The sequence below is a fragment of the Herbiconiux sp. genome (assembly GCF_004297105.1).
In the GTDB taxonomy this organism is placed as follows: Bacteria; Actinomycetota; Actinomycetes; order Actinomycetales; family Microbacteriaceae; genus Herbiconiux.
On the sequence record NZ_SCVE01000009.1, the window covers coordinates 1 to 15,283 of the forward strand.

General features: G+C 68.8%; 15 protein-coding genes. 13 read left to right on the forward strand and 2 right to left on the reverse strand.

Translation table 11 applies throughout. From position 1 onward, the window contains the following. The first annotated feature begins 87 nt into the window (after window positions 1-87). The gene (locus tag EPO52_RS05450) at window positions 88-1,254 is read left to right on the forward strand and encodes an aminotransferase class I/II-fold pyridoxal phosphate-dependent enzyme (protein ID WP_290803078.1); all 1,167 of its coding nucleotides are present in this window, start codon (window positions 88-90) and stop codon (window positions 1,252-1,254) included. Continuing rightward, the gene (locus tag EPO52_RS05455) at window positions 1,251-2,336 is read left to right on the forward strand and encodes a ketopantoate reductase C-terminal domain-containing protein (RefSeq protein WP_290803081.1); all 1,086 of its coding nucleotides are present in this window, start codon (window positions 1,251-1,253) and stop codon (window positions 2,334-2,336) included. The genes EPO52_RS05450 and EPO52_RS05455 overlap by 4 nt, the downstream gene beginning before the upstream one ends. An 88-nt stretch (window positions 2,337-2,424) precedes the next feature. On the opposite strand, the gene EPO52_RS05460 is transcribed toward EPO52_RS05455, so the two are convergent. Beyond that, on the reverse strand, window positions 2,425-3,312 hold the full coding sequence (locus tag EPO52_RS05460; protein WP_290803084.1) for an NAD-dependent epimerase/dehydratase family protein: 888 nt from the start codon (window positions 3,310-3,312) through the stop codon (window positions 2,425-2,427). 79 nt (window positions 3,313-3,391) lie between these two features. On the opposite strand from EPO52_RS05460, the gene lepA reads away from it, so the two are divergent. Genes lepA through hemW form a run of 3 tightly spaced genes read left to right on the forward strand, consistent with a single transcriptional unit; the run spans window position 3,392 to window position 7,139 of the window. Further along, window positions 3,392-5,242 (forward strand): translation elongation factor 4, encoded by a 1,851-nt coding sequence (gene lepA, locus EPO52_RS05465; protein ID WP_290803086.1) that lies wholly within the window; start codon window positions 3,392-3,394, stop codon window positions 5,240-5,242. Window positions 5,243-5,244: 2 nt separating this feature from the next. After that, the gene (locus EPO52_RS05470; protein ID WP_290803089.1) at window positions 5,245-5,910 is read left to right on the forward strand and encodes a DUF1990 domain-containing protein; all 666 of its coding nucleotides are present in this window, start codon (window positions 5,245-5,247) and stop codon (window positions 5,908-5,910) included. An 8-nt stretch (window positions 5,911-5,918) separates the two neighbouring features. Then, window positions 5,919-7,139, forward strand: a complete 1,221-nt coding sequence (hemW, locus tag EPO52_RS05475; protein ID WP_290803093.1) for a radical SAM family heme chaperone HemW — start codon at window positions 5,919-5,921, stop codon at window positions 7,137-7,139. Window positions 7,140-7,229: 90 nt separating this feature from the next. Here the strand turns inward: hemW and EPO52_RS05480 are convergent, their stop codons facing one another. Further along, a complete protein-coding gene (locus EPO52_RS05480; protein WP_290803096.1) occupies window positions 7,230-7,724 on the reverse strand; it encodes a DUF4870 domain-containing protein in 495 nt (164 codons plus the stop codon). 287 nt (window positions 7,725-8,011) lie between these two features. Here EPO52_RS05480 and hrcA point away from each other — a divergent pair, with 287 nt between their 5' ends. The 8 genes from hrcA (at window position 8,012) to era (ending at window position 15,283) form a co-directional block, all read left to right on the forward strand. Beyond that, window positions 8,012-9,046 (forward strand): heat-inducible transcriptional repressor HrcA, encoded by a 1,035-nt coding sequence (gene hrcA / locus EPO52_RS05485; RefSeq protein ID WP_290803099.1) that lies wholly within the window; start codon window positions 8,012-8,014, stop codon window positions 9,044-9,046. A gap of 47 nt (window positions 9,047-9,093) precedes the next feature. After that, window positions 9,094-10,206 (forward strand): molecular chaperone DnaJ, encoded by a 1,113-nt coding sequence (dnaJ, locus tag EPO52_RS05490; protein WP_290803102.1) that lies wholly within the window; start codon window positions 9,094-9,096, stop codon window positions 10,204-10,206. Window positions 10,207-10,225: 19 nt separating this feature from the next. Beyond that, window positions 10,226-10,981 carry a 16S rRNA (uracil(1498)-N(3))-methyltransferase gene (locus tag EPO52_RS05495; protein WP_290803105.1) on the forward strand — a complete coding sequence of 252 codons (756 nt, stop codon included), beginning with the start codon at window positions 10,226-10,228 and terminating at the stop codon, window positions 10,979-10,981. Window positions 10,982-11,076: 95 nt separating this feature from the next. Further along, window positions 11,077-11,442 (forward strand): histidine triad nucleotide-binding protein, encoded by a 366-nt coding sequence (locus EPO52_RS05500; protein WP_290803109.1) that lies wholly within the window; start codon window positions 11,077-11,079, stop codon window positions 11,440-11,442. A gap of 64 nt (window positions 11,443-11,506) precedes the next feature. Beyond that, the gene (locus EPO52_RS05505; RefSeq protein WP_290803236.1) at window positions 11,507-12,499 is read left to right on the forward strand and encodes a PhoH family protein; all 993 of its coding nucleotides are present in this window, start codon (window positions 11,507-11,509) and stop codon (window positions 12,497-12,499) included. A gap of 11 nt (window positions 12,500-12,510) precedes the next feature. Continuing rightward, a complete protein-coding gene (ybeY, locus tag EPO52_RS05510) occupies window positions 12,511-12,975 on the forward strand; it encodes an rRNA maturation RNase YbeY (RefSeq protein WP_290803112.1) in 465 nt (154 codons plus the stop codon). Continuing rightward, window positions 12,975-14,378 (forward strand): hemolysin family protein, encoded by a 1,404-nt coding sequence (locus EPO52_RS05515; protein WP_290803114.1) that lies wholly within the window; start codon window positions 12,975-12,977, stop codon window positions 14,376-14,378. Before ybeY ends, EPO52_RS05515 begins: the two co-directional genes overlap by 1 nt. Further along, on the forward strand, window positions 14,375-15,283 hold the full coding sequence (gene era / locus EPO52_RS05520; RefSeq protein WP_290803118.1) for a GTPase Era: 909 nt from the start codon (window positions 14,375-14,377) through the stop codon (window positions 15,281-15,283). Before EPO52_RS05515 ends, era begins: the two co-directional genes overlap by 4 nt.

Here is a 15,283-nt window from a genome sequence, read left to right on the forward strand (position 1 = left end):
CAGCGCACCGCCCACAGGATCACATCACCCTGGAAATGGCGCCACTTGAAATCCGTCATCGTTCCGTCCGTCCAATCTCCGCCAAGCATGCTCAAGCTTCACGATTTTTGCAACAGAGCCGACGACACCGCCTACACGCCGAACGGGGGCATTCCCGAGCTGCGCCGCGCGATCGTCGACACGGTCGCCGAGCGCAACGGCATCCGAACGGATGTGGAACGCGTCTGGGTCACGAACGGCGCCACCCAGGGGCTCTATCTCGCGATGTCGCTCGTGCTCGATCCCGGCGACGAGGTGCTCGTGCCGGATCCGGGCTACACGACCTTCACGATGAACGCCCATCTGCTGTCCGCGGTGCCCGTGCCGTACCCGCTCCGCGCGGAGAACGGGTTCGAACCCGACCTCGAGGAGCTGGGCCGGCTGGTCACCGACCGCACGCGACTGCTGATCGTGAACTCGCCCTCGAACCCGCTCGGGGCGGTCTTCCACCGAGAAACACTGCAGGCGCTGCTCGACTTCGCCCGCGAGCACGACCTCTGGGTCATCAGCGACGAGGTCTACGAGCGCTTCTCCTACGGTTCGCCGCACACGAGTCTGGCAGCGCTCCGGGCGAGCGGCTCGAGCGGGTCGGATGGCGACGACGAGCGTGTACTCACCGTCTTCTCCGCCTCGAAGACCTATGCCCTCACCGGCGCCCGCGTGGGCTGGCTGCTCACGCCGTCGGGCTTCGCGCCGCTGCTCCGCTCGGCGCAGGAGGCCATGATCAGCTGCGTGAACACGCCGGCCCAGCGCGCGGTGGTGGCGGCGCTCACCGGTCCGCAGCACCACGTCGATGTCGCGGCCACCCACTACCGCGACAACCTCCAGGCGGCGACGCACCTGCTCGCCGAACGCGGCATCCGCTACCTCGAGCCGACCGGGGCGTTCTACCTCTGGGTCGACGTCTCGCACTCCACGAACGGCGATGTGGCGGCGTGGGCCGAGCACTTCCTGCTCACGCAGAAGGTCGCGGTGGCCCCGGGCGCCGCATTCGGGCGCCAGGGCGAGGGGTGGATCCGCCTCTGCGTCGCCGCCTCCCGGGCCGACCTCCTGGAAGGCATCCGCCGCCTCCCGGCCCCATCTGCGCCGGCACCGGCCGCTGTGCTTCCGGAGGCTTCCGCTCCCCGGGTCGCCTCGCCGCGCGCCGCCGTCGCGCCGCCCGAGGCCTCCGGTACCTCCACCGACGGCTCCGCGCCGGAGGCCGGTCGGCCGTGAGGATCGCCGTGATCGGTGCCGGCGCGGTCGGCGGAGTGATCGCCGCCGTCGCCGACCGCGCCGGCTACGAGGTCATGGTGACCGCGCGCGGGGATCAGCTCGAGGCGATCCGGGAACACGGGTTGCATCTCACCGGCGGCTGGGGTGAGCACACCGCCCGACCCCGTGCATCCGCGACTCTGGGCGGTGACGACCGCGCCGCGGGCAGCGGTCGCCACGGCCGTGGACTCGTCCGCGACGACGGCCCCGATGCCGGCGGGGGTGACGGTGGCCGCCCCCAGCTCGCCGTGCTCACGGTGAAGGCGCAGGATGCGCGTGCCGCGCTGGCCGAGAACGCGAACGCCCTGCACGGCGTGCCCCTCGTGGTCGTGCAGAACGGCCTCGGAGGTGCCGACGCGGCGGCGTCTCAGCTCCCCGGCACCCCCGTGATCGGCGGGCTTGCGCTCTTCGCCGCCTCTTACCTGTCGCCGGGCGAGGTGGCGATCACCACCGCCGAACCCACCTACCTGGGCCGCCTCCCCGGAACCTCTCTCGAGGCCTTCGACCTCGCCGCCGACACGCTCGGCGGCTTCCTGGAGATCGAGCGAGCACCCAACTTCCTCGGCGCGCAGTGGACGAAGCTGCTCGTGAACCAGGTCAACGCCCTCCCCGCGATCACGGGACTCTCGGTGCAGCAGACCGTCGCCGACGATGCGCTCCGCGCCGTGCTCACCGCGAGCATGCGCGAGGCCGTGGGCGTGGCCCGCGCTCGCGGCATCCGCTTCGAACCGCTCCTCGGCCTCGACGACGAAGTGCTCACGCGCCTGGCCGCCGCGACGCCCGCGGCCGCCGAAGACCTCCCGCGGGCGATGGCGGCTCGAATGGGACCGACGCCGAATCCCGCGTCGACGTTGCAGAGCATCCGTCGTGGTCAGCTCACCGAGATCGACCACCTCAACGGCGCCGTGGTGGCCGAAGCCGCGAAGGCCGGGCTCGAGGCCCCCGTGAACGCCGCCCTCGTGGCCCTGGTACACGACGTGGAGCGCACCGCCCACTTTCTCACCCCCGCGGAGGTCACCCGCGCCACCCCGCTCCCGCACTGACCCGCCCGCCCGGCGCGGGGTCGCAGAATGTGTCGCCGAATGGCCCGTTGCCCGACACATTCTGCGACCCCGCGTGAGTGCGAGCGGGTCAGCTCGCGTAGGAACCCGAGCGCAGCTCCTCCAGGAGCGAGGGGCCGTTCGGCTCCCAGCCCAGGTCGATGCGGGCGGCCGAGCCTGTGGCCTGCTGGTCGAGCAACAGCGCGTCGCCGAAGGCCTCACCCAGGCGTGCGTGCACGTCGGACACCGACGTCGGCGTCACCCGCCCCTCGAGACCCGCCGCGAGCGACGCGGCCTCGCCCAGCTCGCGCACGGTGGGATTCTGGCCGCTCGCGCCGATGTAGTACGAGCCGCTGTCGGCCAGGTCGAAGGCGAGGATGTAGAGCTCGGCGAGGTCGTCGACGAACACGGTCGTCCAGTGCTGCTCGCCCGAGCCGATCAGGTCGAGCGAGGGGACCGTGCCCGACCCGCGCGACGCATCCTTCACCAGGTTCGGGATGCCGCCCCCGTGTCCGAACACGATGCCGGGCGCGATGATCGTGGTCTTGACCCCGGCGGCCGAGCGCACCCGTGCTTCGACGGGCAGGCGCCAGGCGGTGAGGGCCGGCGGATCGAACGGCGACCGCTCGGTGAGATCGGAACCGTTGCCGAAGATCCAGATGCCACCGGTGTGCACGTAGGGCTTGTCGCTGCCCTCGAGGCCGGCGAAGACGGCGGAGACGAATGCGTCGTCGGTCGGGGCGCTCGTCTCGTCACCCGGGGAAGCCACATGGATGACGCCATCGCTCTCGAGGGCGAGGTGCGTCACGATCTCGCGGTCGGTGATGTCGCCGAGCACGGCGGTGGCGCCCAGCGCCTCCACCTCCCGCGCCTTGTCTTCTGTGCGCACGAGCGCGACGACGTCGCGGCCCTGTGCGCGGAGCTGACGGAGAACTGCGGATCCGATGTAGCCGGTCGCGCCGGTGAGGAAGATAGCCATACACCGATTCAACCCGGTCGGAGCGTCGGCATTCCAGTACATGGCAGAATGGGACGTCCGATCGAGTCCAGAGGAATGCGTGAGCCCCCAAGCCCTGAAGGCCCTTCAACCGGCCTCCACCGACCCCGCTTCCATCCGCAACTTCTGCATCATCGCGCACATCGACCACGGCAAGTCGACGTTGGCCGACCGCATGCTCGGCATCACCGGCATCGTCAGCGACCGCGACATGCGCGCGCAGTACCTCGACCGCATGGACATCGAGCGCGAGCGCGGCATCACCATCAAGAGCCAGGCCGTGCGCATGCCCTGGGCGCTGAACGGCGAGACCTTCGCCCTCAACATGATCGACACCCCGGGGCACGTCGACTTCTCGTACGAGGTGTCGAGAAGCCTCGCCGCCTGCGAGGGTGCCATCCTGCTGGTGGATGCGGCGCAGGGTATCGAGGCGCAGACCCTCGCCAACCTCTACCTGGCGCTCGAGAACGACCTCACCATCATCCCGGTGCTCAACAAGATCGACCTGCCGGCCGCCGACCCCGACAAGTACGCGAAGGAACTCGCGAGCCTCATCGGGGGCGACCCGAACGACGTGCTGCGCGTCTCCGGCAAGACGGGCCTCGGCGTCGAAGACCTCCTCGACCGAGTGGTCGAGCTCATCCCCGCTCCGGTCGGAGATCCGGATGCGGCGGCCCGCGCCATGATCTTCGACTCCGTCTACGACGCCTACCGTGGCGTCATCACCTACGTGCGCATGATCGACGGCAAGCTGAGCCCCCGCGAGCGCATCCAGATGATGTCGACGCGTGCCACCCACGAGATCCTCGAGATCGGGGTCTCGAGCCCCGAGCCCACGCCGTCGAAGGGTCTCGGCGTCGGCGAGGTGGGCTACCTCATCACCGGCGTGAAAGACGTGCGCCAGTCGAAGGTGGGCGACACCGTCACCACCGCGGCGAAGCCGGCCACCGTCGCGCTGCCCGGCTACACCGAGCCCCTTCCGATGGTGTTCTCGGGCCTCTACCCGATCGACGGCAGCGACTACCCGGTGCTCCGTGAGGCGCTCGACAAGCTGAAGCTCAGTGACGCGGCCCTCGTCTACGAGCCCGAGACATCCGTCGCCCTGGGCTTCGGGTTCCGCTGCGGCTTCCTCGGCCTGTTGCACCTCGAGATCATCACCGAGCGCCTCGAGCGCGAGTTCGACCTCGATCTGATCGCCACGGCCCCCAGCGTGATCTACGAGGTCACCACTGAAGACAAGAAGACCATCACGGTCACGAACCCGAGCGAGTTCCCGGGCGGCAAGATCCTGAACGTGAAGGAGCCCACGGTCAATGCCGCGATCCTCGCGCCGAAAGACTACGTGGGCACCATCATGGAGCTCTGCCAGAGCCGCCGCGGCACCCTGCAGGGCATGGACTACCTCGGCGAAGACCGGGTGGAGATCAAGTACACGATGCCGCTCGGCGAGATCGTGTTCGACTTCTTCGACAACCTGAAGTCGAAGACGGCGGGCTACGCCTCGCTCGACTACGAGCCCGCCGGCGAGCAGGAGGCCGACCTCGTGAAGGTCGACATCCTGCTGCAGGGCGAGCAGGTCGACGCGTTCAGCGCGATCGTGCACCGCGACAAGGCCTATGCCTACGGTGTGCTCATGACGGGCCGCCTGCGCGAGCTCATCCCGCGCCAGCAGTTCGAGGTGCCCATCCAGGCGGCGATCGGCGCCCGCATCATCGCGCGCGAGTCGATCCGCGCCATGCGCAAAGACGTTCTGGCCAAGTGCTACGGCGGTGACATCAGCCGAAAGCGCAAGCTGCTCGAGAAGCAGAAAGAGGGCAAGAAGCGCATGAAGATGGTGGGCCGCGTCGAGGTTCCCCAGGAGGCCTTCATCGCCGCGCTCTCGGGCGACGTCGAGAAGAAGGACAAGAAGTGACCGTGGCCGCGCCCCAGCCTGCGCCGGCCGCACCGATCGACACCCCGCTGAGTTACGCCGCCGTCGGCGCCACACAGGCCGCCGATCTGCTCTACTTCCCGCCGAAGGGGTTCCGCCCGATGGAGCGCCGTGCACGCATCGGCTCGGGTGGCGCCCGCTTCGAGACCGCGAGCGCCAAGCTCATGGCCTGGGGTGTGCAGCGCGGATCGGGCATCACCGTGGGCGACATCCAGCTTCCCGCGCCCACCGACACAGACTGGGCCGGGCTCGACTACGACGAGGCCGGCAACCCGCTCGGCCCGCGAGCGGCCGATGCCGAGCAGGGCTACAGCGAAGACGGCACCCCGCTGGTGTCGCCGGGCGCCACCGCGGTGCTCACCATCCGCGCTCTCGGCCGGCGGTTCACCGCGCCTGTTCGCGTGGTCTACGTGCTCGACGAGCCGCGGCGGCGCGGCTTCGCCTACGGAACCCTGCCCGGGCATCCGGAGTCGGGCGAAGAGCTCTTCTCGGTCGAGCACCTCTCCGACGATTCGGTGTGGATCGTCATCCGCGCCTTCTCCCGCCCGAGCACCTGGTTCTACCGCCTCGGCTATCCCGTGCTGCGGGTCATGCAGTGGCGCGCCACGAAGCGGTACCTGCGATCGCTCTCGCCCGCGCGGGGCGTGTAGGGCTCGACGTGCACTCCGTGCTCCCCGTGGGAGACCCCGCCCCCGCCGACGGCCTGCTGCCCCTGAGCGGCGCTGTGTCGTCGGTAGGCCGAGACTTCGGCCTCTACGTGCACGTGCCGTTCTGCCGCGTGCGCTGCGGGTACTGCGACTTCAACACCTACACGGCCACCGAGCTGCGCGGCGCGAAGCAGAGCGACTACTCCTCGCAGGCGATCGAGGAGATGCGGTTCGCAGCCGGCGTGCTCGAAGCATCCGGAGTCGACCAGCGGATGCTCTCCACCGTCTTCTTCGGCGGCGGCACCCCCACGCTCCTCCCGGCGAGCCAGCTCGTCGACATGCTGCACGCGGCTCGCGACATCTGGGGCCTGGCTCCGGATGCCGAGATCACCACCGAGGCCAACCCCGACTCGGTCGACGCCGCCTACCTGCAGACCCTCGCGGATGCCGGCTTCACCCGCGTGAGCTTCGGCATGCAGTCGGCCGTGCCGAGTGTGCTGGCCACCCTCGAGCGTACGCACGACCCCGAGCGCATCCCCGATGTCGTGCGCTGGGCGAAGGATGCCGGCGTCCAGGTGAGCCTCGACCTCATCTACGGCACCCCCGGCGAGACGATCGACGACTGGCAGCGCTCGCTCGACGCCGTGCTGGTCAACGAACCCGACCACGTCTCCGCGTACGCCCTCATCGTCGAAGACGGAACGAAGCTCGCCCGCCAGATCCGTTCGGGCGTCGTGGCCGAACCGTCCGACGACCTGCAGGCCGACATGTACGAGCGAGCGGATGCAGTGCTCGCCTCCGCGGGGTACGACTGGTACGAGGTGAGCAACTGGTCGCGCGACGCCTCCACGCGCTCGCGGCACAACCTCGGCTACTGGGTGGGCAACGACTGGTGGGGCATCGGGCCCGGATCGCACAGCTACGTGGGTGACACCCGGTGGTGGAACGTGAAGCATCCCGCCGCCTACGCTCAGCGCATCGCCGCGGGGGAGTCGCCCGCCGCCGGCCGCGAGACGATCGATGGCGACATCCGGGAACTCGAGCGGATCCTGCTGCTCGCGCGGGTTCGCGGCGCCCTCCCGGTGCGCACGCTGGCACCGGAGGCCCGTCAGGAGGTCGCGGGGCTCATCGCCGACGGGCTGATCGACGGCCCGGCAGCCATCCGGGGCTCTCTCGATCTCACCCTGAAGGGCCGTCTCCTGGCCGACGCGGTGGTACGCCGCCTCACCTGACCCGGAACCGCGGGCACAACGACAGACGTCGCGCCGACCCGACCGGTGAGAGCCGAGGTCGACGCGACGTCTGCAGAAGTCCGCGAGGTCTTACTTGATGAAGCGGAAGTTGAAGAAGTAGCGGTAGGTGCCGCCCTGGTTCACCTTCACGCCCGCGATGATCGCGAAGATGAGTCCGATGATCTGCGCGGCCCAGGCGAGGAAGTAGAACAGGAAGCCGATGAAGATGAAGGCCGTGATGGTGCCGATGATGTAGAGGCCCACCACGAAGATCGCGACCGTGATCTGGAAGTTCAGCGACTCCTTGGCCTCCTGGTTGGTGAGGGGGCCGCGGTCTTTGAAGACCAGCCAGATGATCAGCGGCGGGATCCAGCCGAGGATTCCGCCGAGCTGGCCGAGGAACGCCCACTGCTTGTCTTCGGCGGGCGACAGCGGCGCGGCAGCGACGGGAGCGCCCTGGTAGCCGGGGGGAGGAGTCTGCTGGTACCCGGGCGGCGGGGCCTGGTAGCCGGGGGGAGGGGTCTGTCCGGGCGTCGGCTGGCCAGCGGCCGGGTCGTAAGGCGGTGTTGCGTTGGGGTCGGACATGATGTGGCGCCTTTCAGACGGGGGGAAGATCCGCTCGGGTCTGCGGCCGGCAGGCACGTCGCGCCTTGGGCCACCTCGGCGAGGAACCCTACCGGTCGTGCGCGGGCTCGCGCACAGAGACAAGATAGCGCCCGGGCTGGCGTGCGGCAATGATTTTGCCTCAGGGAGTCCGGAACCGTGACGCCGTGTTGCGGGATATAATTGGCACTCCGGAAGCACGAGTGCCAAAACCGTGGCTCCGGATGTCGGCACATCGGCCGCGGCAGCTCGAGAGGATGGTGTTCCTGATGGTCTCAGAACGCAGTCTCGAAGTGCTCCGCGTGATCGTGCAGGACTACGTGGCCTCGCGCGAGCCGGTCGGCTCGAAGAGCATCGCCGAACGGCACTCCTTCGGGGTCTCGGCGGCCACCATCCGCAACGACATGGCTCTCCTCGAAGAAGAGGAGCTGATCGTCGCCCCCCACACCTCCTCGGGCCGGGTGCCCACCGACAAGGGCTACCGGCTCTTCGTCGACCACCTCTCCGACCTGCGACCGCTCTCGCCGGCTCAGCGCCACGCCATCGAGACCTTCCTCGATTCGTCGGTCGATGTCGACGACGTGCTCGCTCGCACCGTGCGCCTGCTCTCCCAGCTCACCCACCAGGTGGCCCTCGTGCAGTATCCGTTGCGCTCGCAGGCCCGGGTGCGCCACATCGAGCTCGTGGCCCTGGCGCCGCGCAAGCTGATGACCGTCATCATCACCGACAGCGGCCACGTCGAGCAGCGCATCGTGGATGTGCCGGCCGACATCGACGACCAGGTGATCGCCGATCTGCGCGCGAAGTTCAACGAGGCCATCGGCGGCCTCGGTCTCATCGAGGCGGCCGCAGCGCTCGAGGGCGTCACAGGCCGGTTCACCCCCGAACAGGCCCCCACCGCATCCGTCGTCGCCGCCACCCTGCACGAGCAGGTCTCGGCCAACCGTCAGGAGAAGCTCCTCATCGCGGGTGCCGCGAACCTGGTGCGCACCGAAGACGACTTCCACGGCAGCATCCTCCCGGTGCTCGAGGCGGTGGAGGAACAGGTGGTGCTGTTACGTCTCTTCAGCGAGATGGAGGCCGAGCAGCGCGGCGTGGTGGTGTCGATCGGGCGCGAGAACGAGTCGTTCGGCCTCGGCCAGACCTCGATCCTCGCGTCGGGCTACTCCGGAATCGGCAACTCCGTCTCGCGTCTCGGCGTGCTCGGCCCGACCCGCATGGACTACTCGAGCAACATCTCGGCAGTGCGCGCCGTGGCGCGCTACCTGTCCCGCACCCTGGGGGAGTCCGGCAGCGCCAGCTGACCGGCATCCCACCCGAATCCAGACCCAATCCGAAGGAGAAGCCCCTGGTGGCTGACCACTACGACGTGCTGGGCGTTTCGCGTGAGGCGACGCCCGAAGAGATCAAGAAGGCCTACCGTCGCCTGGCGCGCGAGCTGCACCCCGACGTGAATCCGAGCCCGGATGCGCAGGAGAAGTTCAAGCAGGTCACCCACGCCTACGACGTGCTGAGCGACCCCGGCCAGCGCCGCGACTACGATCGCGGCCCCCAGCAGGGCTTCGGCGGGGGAGGTGCGGGCGGCTTCGGCGGCTTCGGCGACATCTTCGAGACCTTCTTCGGCGGCCAGGGCGGCGGTTCGCGCGGCCCGAAGTCGCGTGCCGAGCGGGGCCAGGATGCGCTGCTCCGCGTGGAGGTCGATCTCTCCGAGGTGGTCTTCGGCACGCACCGCGACCTCGAGGTCGACACGGCCGTGATCTGCGAGACCTGCGAGGGCAGCTGCTGCCAGCCGGGCACGCAGCCCATCACCTGCGACATCTGCCACGGTCAGGGGTCGATCCAGCGCACCGTTCGGTCGCTGCTCGGCAACGTGGTCACGAGCGCCCCGTGCGGCACCTGCCGCGGCTACGGAACCATCATCCCGAACCCGTGCCCCACCTGCCAGGGCCAGGGCCGCGTGCGCGCCCGACGCACCATTCCGGTCGACATCCCGGCGGGCGTCGAGACGGGCCTGCGGCTCCAGATGCCCGGCCAGGGCGAGGTCGGCCCCGCCGGCGGCCCCCAGGGCGACGTCTACCTCGAGATGAAGGTCAAGCACCACGACGTCTTCTCGCGCAACGAAGACGACCTGCTCTGCACCCTCGAGGTGCAGATGTGGGATGCGGTGCTCGGCACCACTACCACCATCCAGGCGCTCGACGGCGACATCGAGATCGAGATCAAGCCGGGCACCCAGAGCGCTGAGGTGCTCACGGTGAAGGGCCGCGGCATCACGCACCTGCGCGGCAACGGCCGGGGCGACCTCCGGGTCGGCATCCAGGTGGTCACGCCTACGAAGCTCGACCACAAGCAGAAGGAGCTGATGAAGCAGCTGGCGTCGGCACACAAGTACCCGGCGCCGAGCCTCGGCCAGTTCCAGCAGGGTCTGTTCGCCAAGCTCCGCGACCGTTTCCTCAACGTCTGACGCGCATCCGGAACGCCTCATGAGCTCCCTCTTCCTCTGCGACGACCTCGCTGCAAGCCCCCACGACCGGGGCGACGTGGTGCGTCTCACCGGCGACGAGGCGCGGCACGCCGCCACGGTGAACCGGATGCGCGTGGGCGAGCACACGGCCATCGGCGATGGTCGCGGCGTCATCGTGCGCGGCATCGTCACGCGGGTGGATGCGCGCGAACTCGAGCTCGTGGTCGAGACCGTCGAGCGTCACGCCGAGGTTCGGCTGGCCATCGTGCTCGTGCAGGCCCTCGCGAAGGGCGACCGCGACGAGATGGCCATCCAGGCTGCAACCGAGCTCGGCGTGAGCGGGGTCGTCCCCTGGCAGGCCGAGCGATCGGTGTCGCGCTGGGCGGGACCCAAGATCGCGAAGGGCGTGGAGCGCTGGTCGAGCATCGTGCGCGAAGCGGCCAAGCAGTCGATCAGGCCCTTCGTGCCCGAGGTCGGCGACCTCGCCGACACCGCTGCGTTGGTGCGTCTCGCGGCAGACGTTCGGATGCTCGTGCTCGAGCCCTCGGCCGAGCAGAGGCTCACGGCGCTCACCTTCACCACCCCCACCCACGAGGCGACCGAGACGCCGATCGTGCTCGTCGTCGGCCCGGAGGGCGGCATCTCGCCGCGCGAACTCACACTGCTCACCGGCGCCGGCGCTACTCCCGTGCGCCTCGGCGATGAGGTGCTGCGCACCTCCACCGCGGGCCCGGCGGCGCTCGCCGTGCTGAACGCCGCGCTCGGGCGCTGGTAGCCGCGGGTATCCACAGCTCGACGCTCGTAGCGAACCTCTCCACAGATCCGCACCCGGGCCTCCTGCGTCACGGGGCGGAAAACTAAGATGGAATCATGACCACGCCGCAAACAGAGTCTCCATCGATCTTCACGCGCATCATCGCGCGTGAGATCCCGGCCACGATCGTCTTCGAGTCCGACCGCGTGATCGCGTTCGAAGACATCGCGCCGAAGGCTCCGGTGCACGTGCTCGTCGTCCCCAAGACCGAGCAGTACCGTGATGTGGTCGAGCTCGCCGCCGGCGATCCCGGCCTCCTGGCCGAGGTGGTCGAAGTGGCGAAGCAGATCGCGGCCGAGCGCGCCGACGGCGACTTCCGGCTCATCTTCAATTCAGGCCCGAACTCCGGGCAGACCGTCTTCCACGTGCACGCCCACGTCCTCGCGGGCGGCCTAAAGGAATCAACACTTGGCATCCTCTGAGAACACCTCAGCATCCGTCCCGCAGCCGGTGGGCGAGGCGAAACTCCACATCGACGGCATCGAGATGGTGCGGCTGCTCGGTCCGCAAGACCGGTTGCTCACCACGGTCGAGAGGCAGTTCCCGCTCGTCTCGGTGCTCGTGCGCGGCAACGACATCACCCTCTCCGGCGACCCGGCGCAGGTCGAAGCCGCGCGCCACCTGGTCGACGAACTTCTCGTGATGGTGCGCGGCGGCCACGACCTGACACCCACCGAGGTCAACTCCTCGGCCCGCATCCTCGAGAACGATCGCGCCGCGAGCCCTGCAGAGCTGCTCAGCCAGAGCATCCTCACCTCGCGCGGCAAGAGCGTGCGTCCGAAGACCATGGGGCAGAAGCAGTACGTCGACGCCATCGACGAGAACACCGTGGTGTTCGGCATCGGCCCCGCCGGCACCGGCAAGACCTATCTCGCCATGGCGAAGGCCGTGCAGGCCTTGCAGCGCAAAGAGGTCGAGCGCATCATCCTCACCCGGCCGGCCGTCGAAGCCGGCGAGCGACTCGGCTACCTGCCCGGCACACTCACCGACAAGATCGACCCCTATCTCCGCCCGCTCTACGACGCGCTGAACGAGATGATGGACCCGGAGATCGTGCCCAAGCTGCTGGCCGCCGGCACCATCGAGGTGGCGCCGCTCGCCTACATGCGCGGGCGCACCCTGAACAACTCGTTCATCGTGCTCGACGAGGCGCAGAACACCACGCCCGAGCAGATGAAGATGTTCCTCACCCGTCTCGGCTTCGGCTCGAAGATGGTGATCACGGGCGACATCACCCAGGTCGACCTGCCCACCGGCACCAGCGGTCTGCAGGTGGTGACGCGCATCCTCGACCGTATCGACGACATCCACTTCGCCACCCTCACCAGTGCGGATGTCGTGCGGCACACCCTGGTGGGCCAGATTGTCGATGCCTACACGAAGTACGACCAGATCCAGATGGCGCGCCGCGAGAACGCGGCTCAGCGTACCGATCACCCGAGCGACCGCGACCGGCGCTCCACCACCCCCAAACGATAGGGCCGCCGCACGTGTCAATTGAGGTCAACAACGAGTCGTCGATCCCCGTCGACGAGACCGCGCTGCTTCGTCTGGCGAGCTACGCGCTCGATCAGATGCACGTGCATCCCGATGCCGAGCTCGCGATCGTGCTGGTCGACGAAGCCGCCATGGAGCAGCTGCACGTGCAGTGGATGGACGAGCCCGGCCCCACCGACGTGCTGAGCTTCCCGATGGACGAACTGCGCCCCGGCACCGAAGACGCGCCCACTCCCGCGGGTCTTCTCGGCGACGTGGTGCTGTGCCCGCAGGTGGCCGAGGGTCAGGCGCAGACCGCAGGGCACTCCACTCTGGAGGAGTTGCTGCTGCTCACCACGCACGGCATCCTGCACCTGCTCGGCTTCGACCATGCGGAGCCCGAGGAGGAGCGCGAGATGTTCGGCATCCAGCGCGACATCCTGGTGGGCTTCGCGATGGCCGAGCGCAAACGACGGTAATGACCACCGCCCTGTTCCTCCTCGCCGCACTGGTGCTCGTCGCACTGGGCGGCTTCTTCGCGGCAGTCGATTCGGCCGTGCTGTCGCTCTCCCGCGCCGACGTGCTCGAGCTCGCGGAGCGCTCCCGCGCCAGGCGCTCGCTCGAGGCCATCGCCGACGACCCGGGCGCCCACCTCAACGCGGTCAACTTCACCCGCGTCGTGTTCGAGACCACCGCCGCGGTGCTCGTCACCATCGCCTTCGCCTTCTCGATCGACATCCTGTGGGTGGCCCTGCTCGTCTCGGCGGTGGTCATGACGGGCGTCTCATTCGTGCTCGTGGGCTCGAGCCCGCGCAGCGTCGGGCGGGTGCACGCCCGGGCGGTGCTGCGCTACGGAGCCGTGCCCGTGCACATCGTGCGACTCGTGCTCGGCCCCATCGCCAACGCCCTCGTGGCGATCGGCAACCGCGTCACGCCGGGCCGCATCCGGTCGGGCACCTTCTCGTCGGAGGAGCAGCTGCTGAGCATGGTCGACGAGGCCACAGAGCTCGACGTGCTCGAAGAAGACGATCGCGAGCTCATCCACTCCATCATCGAGTTCAACGACACCGTGGTGCGTGAGGTGATGATCCCGCGCACCGACATGGTCACCATCGAAGACGACGCCACGATCGGCCACGGGCTCGGTCTCTTCCTCAGCAAGGGCGTGTCGCGCATTCCCGTTGTGGCCGACGACGACGTCGACGCGATCTCGGGCGTGCTCTACCTGCGCGACGTGGCGCGCGAGAGCTACGAGCGGCCTGCGAAGCTCGACAGCATGCCGGTTCGCGAGCTCGCCCGCCCCGCGCTCTTCATCCCGGAGTCGAAGAAGGTCGACGACACGCTGCGCCAGATGCAGCTCGAGTCGAACCACCTCGCGATGGTGGTCGACGAGTACGGCGGCATCGCGGGGCTCGTCACCCTCGAAGACCTCATCGAAGAACTGGTGGGCGACATCTCCGACGAATACGACCGCGACGTGGTCGAGGTCGAGCCACTGCAGAACGACGACGGCGATCCCGACGGCTACCGGGTGAGCGCGCGCCTGCCCGTCGACGAGCTCGGCGAGCTCTTCGACCTCGAGCTCGACGACGACGACGTCGACTCCGTGGGGGGTCTCCTGTCGAAGGCGCTCGGCCGCCTGCCCGAGCCCGGATCCGTCGCGCACACCTCGGGCCTCGTGCTCACGGCCGACCGCACCGACGGGCGGCGCAAGCGCATCGTCACCGTGATCGTGCGGCGTGATCCGGATGCCCGTGCCGAGCCCTCGTCCAGCACCGGCCCGGTGCGCATCCACACCGGTCCCATTCGCGTCACCGAACGCACGAATACCGAACGCAAGAACACCGAACGCACCACCACCGAACGCAAGGAGAAGGCATGAGCGACGAGACATCCGGAGACGACTTCCGGGCCGGGTTCGTGACCTTCGTGGGGCGCCCGAACGTGGGCAAGTCCACTCTCACCAACGCGCTGGTGGGCGAGAAGGTGGCCATCACGAGCTCGAAGCCGCAGACCACGAGGCAGACCATCCGGGGCATCGTGCACGACCCTGCGGGCCAGGTGATCGTGGTCGACACCCCTGGAATGCACCGGCCCCGCACGCTGCTCGGCGAGCGGCTGAACTCGCTCGTGCAGTCCACGCTCGGCGACGTCGACGTCATCGGGTTCTGCCTGCCGGCGAATGAGAAGCTCGGCCCGGGCGACCGCTACATCAATGATCAGCTCGATCAGTTCCCGGGCGCGAAGAAGATCGCCATCGTCACGAAGATCGACTCGGCCTCGAAGCAGCAGGTGGGGGAGCAGTTGCTCGCCGTCTCCGAGCTGCGCAACTGGGAGACCGTCATCCCGGTGTCGGCCACGAGCCACGTGCAGCTCGACGTGCTGATCAGCGAGATCATCCGCATGCTGCCGCGGTCGGAGAGGCTCTACCCCGAAGACCAGTTCACCGATGAGGGGCTCGAGTCGCGTATCTCGGAGCTCATCCGGGAGGCCGCGCTCGAGGGCGTGCGTGACGAGCTGCCGCACTCCATCGCGGTCACGATCGACGACATGAGGGAGCGGGAAGACCGCGATCTCGTCGAGATCTTCGCCAATCTCTTCGTGGAGCGTGACTCGCAGAAGGGCATCATCATCGGGCCGAAAGGATCGCGGCTCGGCGAGGTGGGCGCTCGTGCGCGTGCCCAGATCGAACCTCTGCTCGGTCAGCAGGTGTATCTCAACATCCGGGTGAAGGTGGCGAAAGACTGGCAGCGCGACCCGAAACTGCTGGGCCGGCTGGGCTTCTGA